13 protein-coding genes and 4 tRNA genes are annotated in these 11,998 nt (G+C 66.1%); 4 read left to right on the plus strand and 13 right to left on the minus strand.

Annotated features, from left to right (window positions below; translation table 11 throughout):
- Window positions 1-101: 101 nt before the first annotated feature.
- From OSH07_RS04275 to OSH07_RS04285, 3 genes are all read right to left on the minus strand, one after another.
- Window positions 102-1,364 carry a Glu/Leu/Phe/Val family dehydrogenase gene (locus tag OSH07_RS04275; RefSeq protein WP_266338166.1) on the minus strand — a complete coding sequence of 421 codons (1,263 nt, stop codon included), beginning with the start codon at window positions 1,362-1,364 and terminating at the stop codon, window positions 102-104.
- Between the two features lie 239 nt (window positions 1,365-1,603).
- The gene (locus tag OSH07_RS04280; protein ID WP_266337388.1) at window positions 1,604-2,491 is read right to left on the minus strand and encodes an NAD-dependent epimerase/dehydratase family protein; all 888 of its coding nucleotides are present in this window, start codon (window positions 2,489-2,491) and stop codon (window positions 1,604-1,606) included.
- Window positions 2,492-2,522: 31 nt separating this feature from the next.
- Window positions 2,523-3,254 carry a GntR family transcriptional regulator gene (locus OSH07_RS04285; RefSeq protein ID WP_266337389.1) on the minus strand — a complete coding sequence of 244 codons (732 nt, stop codon included), beginning with the start codon at window positions 3,252-3,254 and terminating at the stop codon, window positions 2,523-2,525.
- A 95-nt stretch (window positions 3,255-3,349) separates the two neighbouring features.
- Here OSH07_RS04285 and OSH07_RS04290 point away from each other — a divergent pair, with 95 nt between their 5' ends.
- Both OSH07_RS04290 and OSH07_RS04295 read left to right on the plus strand, forming a co-directional pair.
- Window positions 3,350-4,051, plus strand: a complete 702-nt coding sequence (locus OSH07_RS04290) for an SDR family NAD(P)-dependent oxidoreductase (RefSeq protein ID WP_266337390.1) — start codon at window positions 3,350-3,352, stop codon at window positions 4,049-4,051.
- Window positions 4,052-4,068: 17 nt separating this feature from the next.
- Entirely contained in the window at window positions 4,069-4,623 is a 555-nt protein-coding gene (locus OSH07_RS04295) for a 2,4'-dihydroxyacetophenone dioxygenase family protein (RefSeq protein ID WP_266337391.1), read from the plus strand.
- A gap of 211 nt (window positions 4,624-4,834) precedes the next feature.
- Here the strand turns inward: OSH07_RS04295 and OSH07_RS04300 are convergent, their stop codons facing one another.
- The 7 genes from OSH07_RS04300 to OSH07_RS04330 form a co-directional block, all read right to left on the minus strand.
- Window positions 4,835-5,866, minus strand: a complete 1,032-nt coding sequence (locus OSH07_RS04300) for an amino acid ABC transporter substrate-binding protein (RefSeq protein ID WP_266337392.1) — start codon at window positions 5,864-5,866, stop codon at window positions 4,835-4,837.
- 64 nt (window positions 5,867-5,930) lie between these two features.
- Window positions 5,931-6,572, minus strand: coding sequence for a L,D-transpeptidase (locus OSH07_RS04305; RefSeq protein WP_266337393.1), 642 nt, complete (start codon window positions 6,570-6,572; stop codon window positions 5,931-5,933).
- 54 nt (window positions 6,573-6,626) lie between these two features.
- Window positions 6,627-7,181, minus strand: a complete 555-nt coding sequence (locus tag OSH07_RS04310; RefSeq protein WP_266337394.1) for a hypothetical protein — start codon at window positions 7,179-7,181, stop codon at window positions 6,627-6,629.
- A gap of 142 nt (window positions 7,182-7,323) precedes the next feature.
- Entirely contained in the window at window positions 7,324-8,859 is a 1,536-nt protein-coding gene (locus OSH07_RS04315) for a helicase HerA domain-containing protein (RefSeq protein WP_266337395.1), read from the minus strand.
- 182 nt (window positions 8,860-9,041) lie between these two features.
- Window positions 9,042-9,116 (minus strand) — tRNA-Glu (locus tag OSH07_RS04320).
- 80 nt (window positions 9,117-9,196) lie between these two features.
- Window positions 9,197-9,271: transfer RNA gene (locus tag OSH07_RS04325), tRNA-Glu, on the minus strand.
- Between the two features lie 119 nt (window positions 9,272-9,390).
- Window positions 9,391-9,807 (minus strand): VOC family protein, encoded by a 417-nt coding sequence (locus OSH07_RS04330; protein ID WP_266337396.1) that lies wholly within the window; start codon window positions 9,805-9,807, stop codon window positions 9,391-9,393.
- Window positions 9,808-10,135: 328 nt separating this feature from the next.
- Here OSH07_RS04330 and OSH07_RS04335 point away from each other — a divergent pair, with 328 nt between their 5' ends.
- Window positions 10,136-10,711 carry a cold-shock protein gene (locus OSH07_RS04335; RefSeq protein ID WP_266337397.1) on the plus strand — a complete coding sequence of 192 codons (576 nt, stop codon included), beginning with the start codon at window positions 10,136-10,138 and terminating at the stop codon, window positions 10,709-10,711.
- Between the two features lie 77 nt (window positions 10,712-10,788).
- A complete protein-coding gene (locus OSH07_RS04340; protein WP_266337398.1) occupies window positions 10,789-11,184 on the plus strand; it encodes a DUF192 domain-containing protein in 396 nt (131 codons plus the stop codon).
- A 222-nt stretch (window positions 11,185-11,406) separates the two neighbouring features.
- Here OSH07_RS04340 and OSH07_RS04345 read toward each other — a convergent pair.
- From OSH07_RS04345 to OSH07_RS04355, 3 genes are all read right to left on the minus strand, one after another.
- Window positions 11,407-11,483, minus strand: a tRNA-Arg gene (locus OSH07_RS04345).
- 43 nt (window positions 11,484-11,526) lie between these two features.
- Complete coding sequence (locus OSH07_RS04350; protein ID WP_266337399.1) at window positions 11,527-11,832, minus strand: ETC complex I subunit; 306 nt, start codon at window positions 11,830-11,832, stop codon at window positions 11,527-11,529.
- Between the two features lie 34 nt (window positions 11,833-11,866).
- A tRNA-Pro gene (locus OSH07_RS04355) sits at window positions 11,867-11,943 on the minus strand.
- Between the last annotated feature and the right edge of the window lie 55 nt (window positions 11,944-11,998).

Here is an 11,998-nt window from a genome sequence, read left to right on the forward strand (position 1 = left end):
GCGGGCCCTCGATCCCAATCTTTGCCGGCTCACCCAATGGCTGCGACGGCGTAGCGCCGGGGCGCTCCCGCCAGCCGGCGGGAGCGGCACCCGATCGCGGATCAGCTCGCGAAGAAGCTCTGCGTGCCGTGCGCTTCGATGGCGCCGGCGACACGCGACAGCGCATGCACGTAGGCCGCGCTGCGAACCGTGATGCCGCGATGCTGCGCCAGGTTCCACACGGCGCGACCCTCGCGGTCCATGGTTTCCTGCAGGCGCGAACGAACCTCTTCCGCCGTCCAGTAGAAGCCCTGGCGGTTCTGCACCCATTCGAAATAGGAGACGGTGACGCCGCCGGCATTCGCCAGGATGTCGGGAAGGACGACGACGTTCTTCTCGGCCAGGATGAGGTCGGCCTCCGGGGTGATCGGGCCGTTGGCGAGTTCGAGGATGACGCGTGCCTTGATAGCGGCGGCATTGTCCTTGTGGATCAGGTCCTCGAGCGCGGCCGGCACCAGGATCTCGCAGTCGACCGCGGTGATCGCGTCGGCGTCGATCGCCTGGATGCCGTCCGAGCCGGCCAGGGAGACGACCGAGCCGCTCTTCTTGGACGCGAGCAGCTTGGCGACGTCGAGGCCGGCCTCGCTGTGGATCGCGCCGCGCGAGTCGGAGACGGCGACGATCTTGTAGCCGTCTGCGGCGAGCAGGCTGGCGATGTGCTGGCCGGCATTGCCGAAGCCCTGGATCGCAACGCGGGCGCCGGGCGTCAGGCCCAGCTCGGAAGCGAGGTTGCGGACGAGGTAGTAGCCGCCGCGGGCGGTGGCGTCGTCGCGGCCGAGCGAGCCGCCGAGCGCAATCGGCTTGCCGGTGATGACGGCCGGCGTCGACTGGCCGACGATGGAGGCGTATTCGTCCGCCATCCAGCCCATGATCATCGAGTTGGTGTAGACGTCGGGCGCCGGGATGTCGCGGTCGGGGCCGACGATCTTCGAGAAGGCCTGCATGTAGGCGCGCGACAGGCGCTCCAGTTCCGCCTTCGACAGCGAATGCGGGTCGACGCGCACCGCGCCCTTGCCGCCGCCATAGGGCAGGTTCATCACGGCGCACTTCATCGTCATCCAGAAGGCGAGCGTCTCGACTTCCTCGATGGTCGATTCCGGATGGAAGCGGATGCCGCCCTTGGTCGGGCCGCGCGTGTCGTCATAGCGGCAGCGCCAGGCCATGAACGACTTCCGCGAGCCATCGTCCATGCGGATCATCAGCCGCACCTTGGTGGTCTCGCGCGGGTACTTGAGCTTCTCCAGGACATCGCCGTCCAGATTGAGATGGGCTGCTGCGTCGTCAAGGCGCGTCAAGGCCTGGTCGAGCATGGTGGCGTCGGTCATCCCGGCATCGCTCCGCTGGTTGGTGGTCATGATTTTCCCGCGTGGGTTATGGCGGCGGTTATGACCCCTCGGCAAGCGGAGGGCAACAAAATGTGATGCAGATTAGAGCAGTTATTGCATTTTTTGTGCAGTAACCTGCCTATACGTAAGTCATATCGATTACGAATTGCCCTTCTTTCTCTATCTCGCTGCCGACGTCGGGGAATGCAGGGTTTTCCGGACGAGTCGCCTGCCTAGAATCAGGGCAATATCGGCGTTGCGTCGTTCAGCCGTTCGGCGGCGTCGTCACCCGGCACGAAGCCGAGCCAGTCGGCTGCGTTCTTCAGGTTCCAGGCCATGCCGGCATTGTTCGATACCGCATTGACGACGATGCCGGGCGCCGGCCATCCGGCTGCGTCGGCACGCAGCGCGGCAGCGAAGACGGCGACGAGGTCGCGGTTCGAGAGCCACATGCCGCGGAACCAGGCGAGGTCGTGCCGGGCCGCGTCGTCGAGCGTGTCGAGCCGGCTGTTCGGCGTGCCGGATGCCGAGATGGTCGAGGGGTGGTTATCGCCAGGCTGGCACCAGCCGATCCGTAGCGCCACCGCCGTCAGCCCGCCGCGCTCGGCCAGCGAACAGCAGAGCCGCTCGCCCATCAACTTGGCGACGGCATAGGGCGTGCTGTCATTGCTGCCGGCGTCGTTGCGCCAGCGCGTGCCCGGGAGCGGCGGCAGCGCCTCGGTGAGCGAGCCCGGAGTCGTCGCGATCTCGGTGTCCTTGTAGCCGCCCATGACGTGGTTGGAGCTGGCGAAGACGAACCGGCCGGCGCCCGCCCGGCCGGCGGCGCGCAGCAGCAGCGCGGTCATGTCGAGGGAGGCGGCCGAGTCGGTCCAGTCCGCTTCCGGATAGGGATTTTGCGCCGCGAGGTGGACGACGGCATCGACCGAGGCGACCGTATCGAGCCAGCGACTGTCGTCCGGCTGGCGCAGGTCCGCCTCGACGCAGGCGAGATCTGAATGCGCCGGCGGCTCGATTGGATCGAAACGCCGGTCGAGCGCCACGAGCGCGCTGCACCAAGGCTCGGCCCCGAGGCCGGCGATCAGCTTGCGGGCGAGGTTTCCGTTACCGCCGGTGATGGCAATGCGCATGGCGAGGATCCGGTTCGAGGGCGAGGGACGGCTAGAGGCGGCCGCCATCCTGCGCCAGGTTGGCGACGATGCGGTCCCGCGTGACGAAAATATGCGCCGACATCGCCGCTTCCGCCGCCGAGAGGTCGCCGGCGCGGACGGCGTCCAGGATGGCGCGATGATCGGCCTTGATACGGATAGCTGCTTCTAGCTCGCGGAAATAGTGCACGCGCATGATGTGCAGATGCACATGGAGGTTGCCGTAGAGCTCCTCCAGCCGGCGATTGCGGCTCGCGGTCACGATGGCGCGGTGGAAGGCGCGGTCCCATTCGGTGAACAGGTCGTAGTCGACATAGACGTCGCCGGCGGTAGCCGCCTCCATCGCCTCGCAGGCGGTCGCCAGCGCGTCGGCGAGGGCGGCGTGCCGACCCTCGCGGATCGCGACGCGGACGCCATGCAGTTCGATCGCCTCGCGCACCCCGAAGATCTCGCTGACATCGTCGTTCGTCAGCGCCCGGACATAGCAGCCGCGCCGGGCCCGGATCTCGACCAGCCCCTCGGCGGCGAGCCGCTTCATCGCGTCGAGCACAGGGGTGCGGCTGACGCCTAGCTCGGCGGCGACGATGTCGATCGGGATCTGCTGGCCGGTTTCCAACTCGCGTCGGAGGATGCGCCGGCGGATCGCCGCATAAGTCTGTTCGCCGAGATCGGCGTGCCGCAACGGCTCGAAGCCGATACCGGCCGGTGCCGCGTCAGGATCGGAGAAGGGTCTTTCGCGGGGCAAGTCGAGCCTGTGTCGCAGAGTGGATGTCGGCTTGACATGTAACATCTGAAATTTTACCGATCAACTCATCCGTCTTCCAGTCTAGGGACTCGATCTTGAAACAGGCACTTGTTACCGGCGGCGCGCGCGGGATCGGCTTCGGCGTCGCCGAGGCGCTGCTTGCCGCCGGCTATGCCGTCACCGTCACAGGCGTGAGCGAGGCGGAGGTTGCGGCCGTGCCGGCGCGCGACGGCATCGCTGCCGTCGTCCTCGACGTCACCGACCAGGCGTCGGTCGATGCCGTTCTGGCGCGCTTCGAGCAGCTGGACGCGCTCGTGAACTGCGCGGGCGTGATCTTCCGGGGGCGGGAATACGACATCGACGTGTTCCAGAAGGTGATCGACGTCAACCTGACCGGCACGATGCGGATGTGCGTCGGGGCGCGGCCCTTGCTGGCGAAGCAGGGCGGCGCGATCGTCAACACGGCGTCGATGCTGTCGACTTTTGGCGGCCCACTGGTCCCCGGCTACACCGCCTCCAAGGGGGGCGTCGCGCAGCTGACCAAGGCGCTCGGTGTCGCCTGGGCGGAAGAGGGCATCCGCGTCAACGCGGTGGCGCCCGGCTGGGTCGCGACCGAGGTGACGCGCGGCATCGTCGAGGATCCCGTCCGCTCCGCCGGCATCCTGGCGCGCACGCCCATGAAACGCTGGGGCGATCCGCGCGATATCGGCGACGTCGTCGCCTTCCTGTGCTCCGACGCCGCCCGCTTCATGACCGGCGCCATCGTGCCTGTCGACGGCGGCTATGCCTCGGTTTGAGATGAAAGAGTGAGACAATGAGCGACAACACCACGGTCAACCATGCCGGCCTTGAAACCGATCCGGACACGAAGCGCATTCCCTATCGGCACCCGCAGCCGAAGGAATCCTTCCCTGAGATCGTCATCCCCAACGCGATCCCGACGGATGAGCGGCTCTGGGTGCCGCAGCAGGAAAATGTCTGGTTCCGCCCGCTCTGCCTTTCGGCAAGCCGCGGCTACTGGATGAACCTGCTGCGCGTGCGCAAGTCCGGCGTGCTGTCGCGCCACCGCCATCCGCAGCCGGTGCATGGCTGGGTGCTGAAGGGCAGCTGGCACTATCTGGAGCACGACTGGACGGCGGAGGAAGGCTCCTACGTCTACGAGGCGCCGGGCGAGACCCACACGCTCGTCGTCGAGCCGCATGTGACCGAGATGATCACGCTGTTCCAGGTCAATGGCGCGATGATCTATGTCGATCCCGACGGCGCCGTGCAGGGCTATGAGGACGTCTTCACCAAGATCGACCTCTGCCGCAAGCACTATACCGAGATTGGCCTCGGCGAGGGCTATATCGACCAGTTCATCCGATAGGGAAGGTGGTGTCTTCACCTCTCTCTGAGGAGAGGTCCACGGCCGCAGTCCGGCCGGTGAGGGGTTGGCCTGCCTGGAGATGCCGCAGCTCCTCACCCGGCTCGTCAGCCGCCCCCCCCTGGGAAAGGTGAAGGGAGAAGCGTCTTCATCGCCAAATGAATAGGCCGGCGTCGCGAGACGCCGGCCTTTGTATTCTGCAGTCCAGGGGATCCTAGCGGATCGGCGGTGCGTACTGGATACCGCCGAGCGACCAGAGCTGGTTCAGGCCGCGCGGGATGCCGAGCTTGGAGCCGAGGCCGAGGTTGCGCTCGTAGATCTCGCCGTAATTGCCGACCGTCTTGACGACGTTGATGGCCCAGTCGTTCGAGAGGCCGAGCTTCGCGCCGAAGGCCCCATCGGTGCCGACCAGGCGCATGACGTCGGGCTTCTTCGAGGCCTTCGCCTCGTCGACCCGCTCGGACGAGACGCCGAGTTCCTCGGCGTTCAGAAGCGCGAAATGCACCCAGCCGACCAAGGCGCGCCACTTGGCATCGTCCTGACGGACGACCGGGCCGAGCGGCTCCTTCGAGATCACGTCGGGCAGGATGACATGGTCGGCGGCGTCGGCGAGCGTCGCGCGCTCGGAATAGAGCTGCGACACGTCGGTGGTGATGACGTCGCACTTGCCGGTCTTGTAGTTTTCCAGCGACTGCTCGGGGCTGTCGGCGGCGATGGTCGTGAACGTCATCGTGTTGGTGTTGAAGTAGTCGACGAAGTTCTGCTCGCTGGTGGTGCCGCTCTGGACGCAGACCTTCGAGCCGTCGAGCTCCAGCGCCGAGATCTTGCCGCTGTCGCGCTTCACCATGAAGCCCTGGCCGTCATAGTAGGTGACGCCGACGAAGGCGAGCGGCAGGTCCGTCTCGCGCGACATCGTCCAGGTGGAGTTGCGCGACAGGAGGTCGACCTTGCCGTCCTTGAGCGCGTCGAAGCGCTCGGCGGCGGACAGCGGGACGTAGGTCACCTTTTCGGCGTCGCCGAAGATGGCTGTCGCCACGGCGCGGCAGAAGTCGACGTCGAAGCCGCTCCATTTGCCGGAATCGTCCTTGGCCGAGAAGCCGAGCAGGCCCTGGCTGACGCCGCAGACGAGGTTGCCGCGCTGCTTCACCGTGTCGAGCGTGCCCGCCTCGGCGACGGCTGCGCCGCCGAGCGTGACGGCCAGGGCAAGGGCCGCCACGCGGCCATAGATCACCTTTGCAGGAAACATCGTGGTCGCTTTCCCGTTGAATGCTCTCGGAAGCCGCCCCGAAAGGAGCGACCGGAGGATGCTGTTAGAGCTTCGCCTGCTGGCGGACGATGACCTTGGTCCCGACAGGGACGCGCTCATAGAGGTCCATGACGTCGTTGTTCACCATGCGGAAGCAGCCCGAAGACAGCGCATGGCCGATCGTCTGCGGCTGGTTGGTGCCATGGATGCGGTAAATGGTGTCGCCGAGATAAAGGGCGCGGGCGCCCATCGGGTTGCCTTCGCCGCCGGCCATGAAGCGCGGCAGGTAGGGCTGGCGCTGGATCATTTCCGCCGGCGGGCGCCAGTCCGGCCATTCCGCCTTGCGGGAGATCTTCAGCAGGCCAGACCACTGGAATCCGTCGCGGCCGACGCCGACGCCGTAGCGGATGGCGCGATTGTCGGACTGGACGAGATAGAGGAAGCGCTCGTCCGTATTGATGATGATCGTGCCCGGCGGCTCGTTGGAGCGGAAATAGACCGGCTGCGGCCGGAACTCGGGCGGAAGCAGGGATTCCTGCTTCGTCGGCACCACACCGGGCTGCTCGTTGATGTTGAGCATGTCCCGAATGCCGGCTTCCGCCGGCACGGCCGGCGCCAGCGCGACGACGGCGGCGCAGCCAAGCAGGGCCAGCGACAGTGGGCTTTTCAGGACCTTGCGGAAAATTTGGACCGCTTTGTCACGCATGGGAACCTCGAATCTCAGAAGGCGGATCGGATGGGTTAGCGGGCGGTCCCGCCCTTAGCCGGAAGCTGCCGGTTTCGTGGCGGCCGGCGCGGCGGCCTGGCCGCAACGCACGAATACCATGGTGCCATAGCGCGCGGTGACGCTCGGATCGACCCAGGGCGCGACGATGACGCCGTCCTGGAAGGAGGTGATCTGGCGGTCTTTCGGCGTGCCGGCGGGGCCGGGCGGTCCGATATAGACGCGACCGCCGGAATTCTTCAGCACCAGTTCGCTCGGCGTCGACTGGTCGGCCAGATACATCATCACGCCGTTGTTCGGCCCGCGCGTGATGACATAGGGATTGCTGCAGTAGCGGCGCGCCTCGTTGATCGTGCGCGGCAGGTCGGCTTCCTGACGGAACGAGCCGAGGCCCCAGTTGCCGACGAGATCCTCCGTGGTGATCGAGACGGAGGGCGTGGCCGGCGCGACGGACGGGGCGACCTTGTCGGTCACGGAGGCGCAACCCGATACGGCGAGCAGCGCGGCGGCACCGGCGAGCCAGGTCGCCGTTCTACGGTTCAGGTGCCCGGCAGGCCCCGCGTCTCCCGTCGACGTTACGGTCTGTTCCATCCGCTTCCCCCGTTCGAAGCTGTTCCGGGCCGGATCGGCCGGACACGACCCTATCCGCGCTAAGCCAGCGCGTGATTCTGGGCAGCATGATGGCGGGCATGGGGCAGGGAAAGCAACTGCCTGATGTATCTTCCGCAGCGTCCTATTCGGCCGGCCGCGAGGAAGGCATCGTCAGCATCGGCGCTCGCCGCAGCGGATCGACCTTCCGGATCGGTCCGGCCTTGGGCGCGCCGGGCAGGGTGCGCCAGTTGACGCCGGCGATCGTGACGATTCGGCTGCCGCGAAAATCCTCTTCGCTGCGAATATGCCCGTGCTCCGACATATAGGTGAGCAGCCAACGCCCGCGCGACGGCGAGCGGCTGCCATAGGCATTGGCTAGCGCCTCGTCGGTGGGGCAGGGAGCTTCCTCGCGCGCGGCGCGGGCAAGCAGCAGGAACACGCCCTGCATCTCTTCGGGCAGGCTCTCGGCGACTGCGAGAACCTGTTCCCAGGCGTCATCGCCGCGATCCGAGCTGACGCCAGCCCGCGCCATCGCCAGGCGCTTGCGGAAGCTCGGCATGTCCTGTCCGAAGGTGCCGAGCTTCTTGATCCGGCAATGGAAAAGGAAATCCTGGTAGATCAGCGGCGCCGGGCGGAACGCCGTCTCCGGGTCCGACATGATCTCGGCGTAGACGGAATCGAGCAGCTCCTGCTTCTCGGCCTCGGTGCGCGTATCGGCCTCGACCTCCGGCGTCGAATCGAGCGGGCCGGAAGTCTCGATGTCGCGCAGCAGCTCGGCCGTGCCGCGGGCGCGCGAAACCGGCGCCGGCATCGGCAGCAGGTCGTCCTCGCCGCCGACGAAGATCAGGTCCTGCATCTCAGCCTGCGGCATTTCCGGCAGCGGCATCAGCACGGGACGGCCGCTGCGACCAGCCGTATCGACGGCGCCGATGCGCACGGGAACCGGGCGCCGCGACAGAGCCGGTCCGAGAGCGACGAACTGGCCGGGCTCGAGATCGCGGAACCCTTCCGCCTGGCGGCGATCCATGCCGAGCAGGTCGGCGGCGCGCGCCATGTCGATATCGAGGAAGGTGCGGCCCATCAGGAAGTTGGACGCCTCGGCCGCGACGTTCTTGGCGAGCTTGGCGAGGCGCTGCGTCGCGACGATGCCGGCGAGGCCGCGCTTGCGGCCGCGGCACATCAGGTTGGTCATCGCGCCGAGCGAGAGGCGCCGCGCCTCGTCCGATACCTCGCCGGCGACGGCGGGCGCGAAGATCTGCGCCTCGTCGACGGTGATCAGCATCGGATACCAGACGCTGCGATCGGCATCGAAAAGGCCGTTCAGGAAGGCGGCGGCGCAGCGCATCTGCTCCTCCGCGTCGAGACCTTCGAGATTGAGCACGACGGAGGCCCGGTGCTGGCGGATGCGCAGCGCGATCCGCTGCAGTTCGCTCGGGCTGCGCTCGGCATCGACGACCGTGTGGCCGAAGCGCTCGGAGAAGGAAACGAAGTCGCCTTCGGGATCGATGATCGCCTGCTGCACCATGCCGGCGCTCTGTTCGAGCAGGCGCCGCAGCAGATGGGACTTGCCGGAGCCGGAATTGCCCTGCACCAGCAGGCGCGTCGAAAGCAGTTCCTCGAGGTCGAGAAGCGCCGGCTGGCCGGTCGTGTTCGTCCCGAGTTCGATTCCAGCCTTCATAGTGCTCCACTAGCCTTTTCGCGTTGGCCGGACCCTATCACGGGAGGCCGAGGCGTCGGGCCGCCTCATCCGAACTCCACAGGAGATCGCGCGCGGAAGGCGCAATCCGCCGGATGCTGTCGCAGCCCGCGTTTCCAGGCGACGCATCGTCCGGGTCATCTCGGTGTTCGGCTGCAGAGGAATGGTACGCCCTAGGGGAGTCGAACCCCTCTCTCCACCGTGAAAGGGTGGCGTCCTAACCGATAGACGAAGGGCGCATACCGATGCGCGTTATAGGTAGTCCACCTGAGCCTGACAAGCTCAAGTCTCTATTCCACCATTCACTCTACCGAGGGAATGGTACGCCCTAGGGGAGTCGAACCCCTCTCTCCACCGTGAAAGGGTGGCGTCCTAACCGATAGACGAAGGGCGCAGCGGCGAGGCGGTTTATAGGGGGCAAGCCCCGGAGAGACAAGACCGTTCGCCGGTCAAGTTTTACGCCTGTGGATAGAGTGCCGCCTCATCGCTGAGACGGCACGAATTCGTTTCGTTCTACCACTTGCCCGTATTCGGCATCGAGGCCCACGGCTCCTGCGGCGGCAGCGGATCGCCGGCCTGGATCAGCTCGACCGAGATGTTGTCGGGCGAGCGGATGAAGGCCATATGGCCGTCGCGCGGCGGGCGGTTGATGACGATGCCGGCCTTCTGCAGCTTGTCGCAGAGCGCGTAGATGTCGTCGACGCGATAGGCGAGGTGGCCGAAATTGCGACCTTCGCCGTAAACCTCTGGATCCCAGTTGAAGGTCAGCTCAACCTGCGCGTCCTCGTCGCCCGGGGCGGCAAGGAAGTAGAGCGTGTAGCGACCCTTCTCGTTGTCGATGCGGCGCACCAGGTTCAGGCCCAGCTCGTTATAGAAGGCGATCGACTTGTCGACGTCGGTCACGCGGACCATGGTGTGAAGATACTTCATTGGCGCGTTGTCCTTTCCCAGATGTGTCCGATCGGAGGCTCGCGCTTCGGATCCGGCGCGGCCGTCATATGGCGCCGACACCATAGCGGTCAGCGCGGCAAACAGAAACCCGCGCGCAACCGCGACTGCGCGCCTTCCTTCGGCAAGATCGCATTCCTTAACCAGCGTTAAGGAAATCCGTGGTTGTGGCCGGGATGTCACTGGTCACGGTCGGATCCGATGTTATTCTCATGACGGGAATCGGTCGCAACATTGCCGTAATGACGGTTCTGCGCGATCTGCCATGTGAAATGACGGCCTGAGAGAAGGCCTATCGGGGGCCGGCAAGATGGGTTCCAAGAACAGCGCTGAACCATCGTCCGCCGCAGGGCGCGAGGACGACGGCGGGCTGGATCTGTTCGAAGTAGCGGGATCGATCAAATGGTTCGATGCCTCGAAGGGGTATGGATTCATCCTGCCGGATGATGGTTCGCCCGATATTCTGCTTCATGTAACCTGTCTTCGTCGCGACGGCTTCCAGACGGCCTATGAGGGATCGCGCATCGTCTGCGAGGTCACCCGTGGCCAGCGCGGGTTGCAGGCCTTCCGCATCCTCAGCATGGATGATTCGACCGCCGTGCATCCGGCGCAGGCCGGTCCGCCGCGCACCCACACCGTCATCGTCCCGACCAGCGGCCTCGAGCGTTGCATCGTGAAGTGGTTCAACCGCGTCAAGGGATATGGCTTCGTTACGCGCGGCGAGGGGACGGAGGATATCTTCGTCCATATGGAGACGCTGCGCCGCTACGGTCTGACCGAGCTGCGCCCCGGCCAGACTGTGCTCGTCCGCTTCGGCGATGGCGACAAGGGCCTCATGGCCGCCGAGATCCGTCCGGATGACGGCTCCGGACCGTCGTCGCACTGATCGCCGTGGCGACGCCCCGCTCCCGTTTCTCCCTCCTGCCCGCCCTGTTCGCCGCGCTCGTCTTCGGACTAGCGTCCGTGAGCGGAGCCGCTTCTGCCGAGAAGCCGGGCGAAATCCACGTCACCACCAGGACGGGCAAGCACCGGCTCAGCGTCGAATGGGCCGTGACGCCCGCTGAGCGCGAGCACGGGCTGATGGGGCGCGAAAAGATGGCGCAGAACCACGGCATGCTGTTCGATTTCGGCAGCGAGCAGCAGCTCTATTTCTGGATGAAGAATACGCCGCTGTCGCTCGACATGATCTTCATCAAGGCGGACGGTCGCACCTCGCGCATCGAACACAACGCGACGCCGTTCTCCGAGGCTCTGATTCCGGGCGGTGAACCGGCACGCTACGTACTGGAGCTCGTCGGCGGCAGTGCCGATCGGCTGGCGCTGGCGCCTGGCGACCGCTTTTCCATTCCGAAGCACTGAGATCGGGATCGGCCGGGGGGGGCGGCAGGCTTGATCGTGCGGCCACGTCGCGCGACAGGGCGCGACGACGCGTGGACGCGCGGCAATTCCTGGAAGATGTAGAGGTTGGTTGTCGCGCCGGCGGGGGCGGAGAATCGGCTGCGGGAAGTAGTCAGCCAAAGGGCGGTGGCCAGAATGCGCGCCGCGCTCCAAGCCAAGCGATCCGATCCGGGCGGAAGGCGTTGGCGACCCCGGCAGGGCTCGAACCTGCGACCTGCCGCTTAGAAGGCGGCTGCTCTATCCAGCTGAGCTACGGGGCCGATCGTCTCGGCCCGTGTGACGGTGCCGATGCGCGTTCGGCGCTCAATGCGTCCAGGACTGCAGGCGGCCGAACTTGAAATTGTCGGAGTAGGAGATCTTCTTGCGCGTGTCGTCCTGCGCCGTCAGCACCTGGTAGGGGATGCCGTTCTTCTCGGCGTAGGCGATTGCCTCTTCCTGCGTATCGAAGCTGAGCTTGATCTGCCGCTTCATGTCGGAGGACGAGGTGTAGCCCATCAGCGGCTCGACCGAAACCGGGACTTCCGGCTCGTAGGAGAGCGTCCAACGCTCGGTCTTCGCCTTACCCGACTGCATCGCAGTCCGCGCCGGCCTGAAGATACGCGCAACCATGTCAGCTCGCCTCCATCAAATCTCTTCGGTCGATTGGTCGGGGCAGTAAGATTCGAACTTACGACCCTCTGGTCCCAAACCAGATGCGCTACCAGGCTGCGCTATGCCCCGACATTCACGACAGGGGTGGATTACACGGTCCGTCTCCGGTCTTCAAGGCGTCCGG

This window comes from Kaistia nematophila, from assembly GCF_026343855.1.
Taxonomy (GTDB): Bacteria; Pseudomonadota; Alphaproteobacteria; order Rhizobiales; family Kaistiaceae; genus Kaistia; species Kaistia nematophila.

Coding starts and splice junctions, on each gene's coding strand:
- OSH07_RS04275 (WP_266338166.1), bottom strand. CDS start 1,364: ATGACCGACGCCACCATGCTCGACCAGGCCTTGACGCGCCTTGACGAC.
- OSH07_RS04280 (WP_266337388.1), bottom strand. CDS start 2,491: ATGCGCATTGCCATCACCGGCGGTAACGGAAACCTCGCCCGCAAGCTG.
- OSH07_RS04295 (WP_266337391.1), top strand. CDS start 4,069: ATGAGCGACAACACCACGGTCAACCATGCCGGCCTTGAAACCGATCCG.
- OSH07_RS04300 (WP_266337392.1), bottom strand. CDS start 5,866: ATGTTTCCTGCAAAGGTGATCTATGGCCGCGTGGCGGCCCTTGCCCTG.
- OSH07_RS04305 (WP_266337393.1), bottom strand. CDS start 6,572: ATGCGTGACAAAGCGGTCCAAATTTTCCGCAAGGTCCTGAAAAGCCCA.
- OSH07_RS04310 (WP_266337394.1), bottom strand. CDS start 7,181: ATGGAACAGACCGTAACGTCGACGGGAGACGCGGGGCCTGCCGGGCAC.
- OSH07_RS04315 (WP_266337395.1), bottom strand. CDS start 8,859: ATGAAGGCTGGAATCGAACTCGGGACGAACACGACCGGCCAGCCGGCG.
- OSH07_RS04330 (WP_266337396.1), bottom strand. CDS start 9,807: ATGAAGTATCTTCACACCATGGTCCGCGTGACCGACGTCGACAAGTCG.
- OSH07_RS04335 (WP_266337397.1), top strand. CDS start 10,136: ATGGGTTCCAAGAACAGCGCTGAACCATCGTCCGCCGCAGGGCGCGAG.
- OSH07_RS04350 (WP_266337399.1), bottom strand. CDS start 11,832: ATGGTTGCGCGTATCTTCAGGCCGGCGCGGACTGCGATGCAGTCGGGT.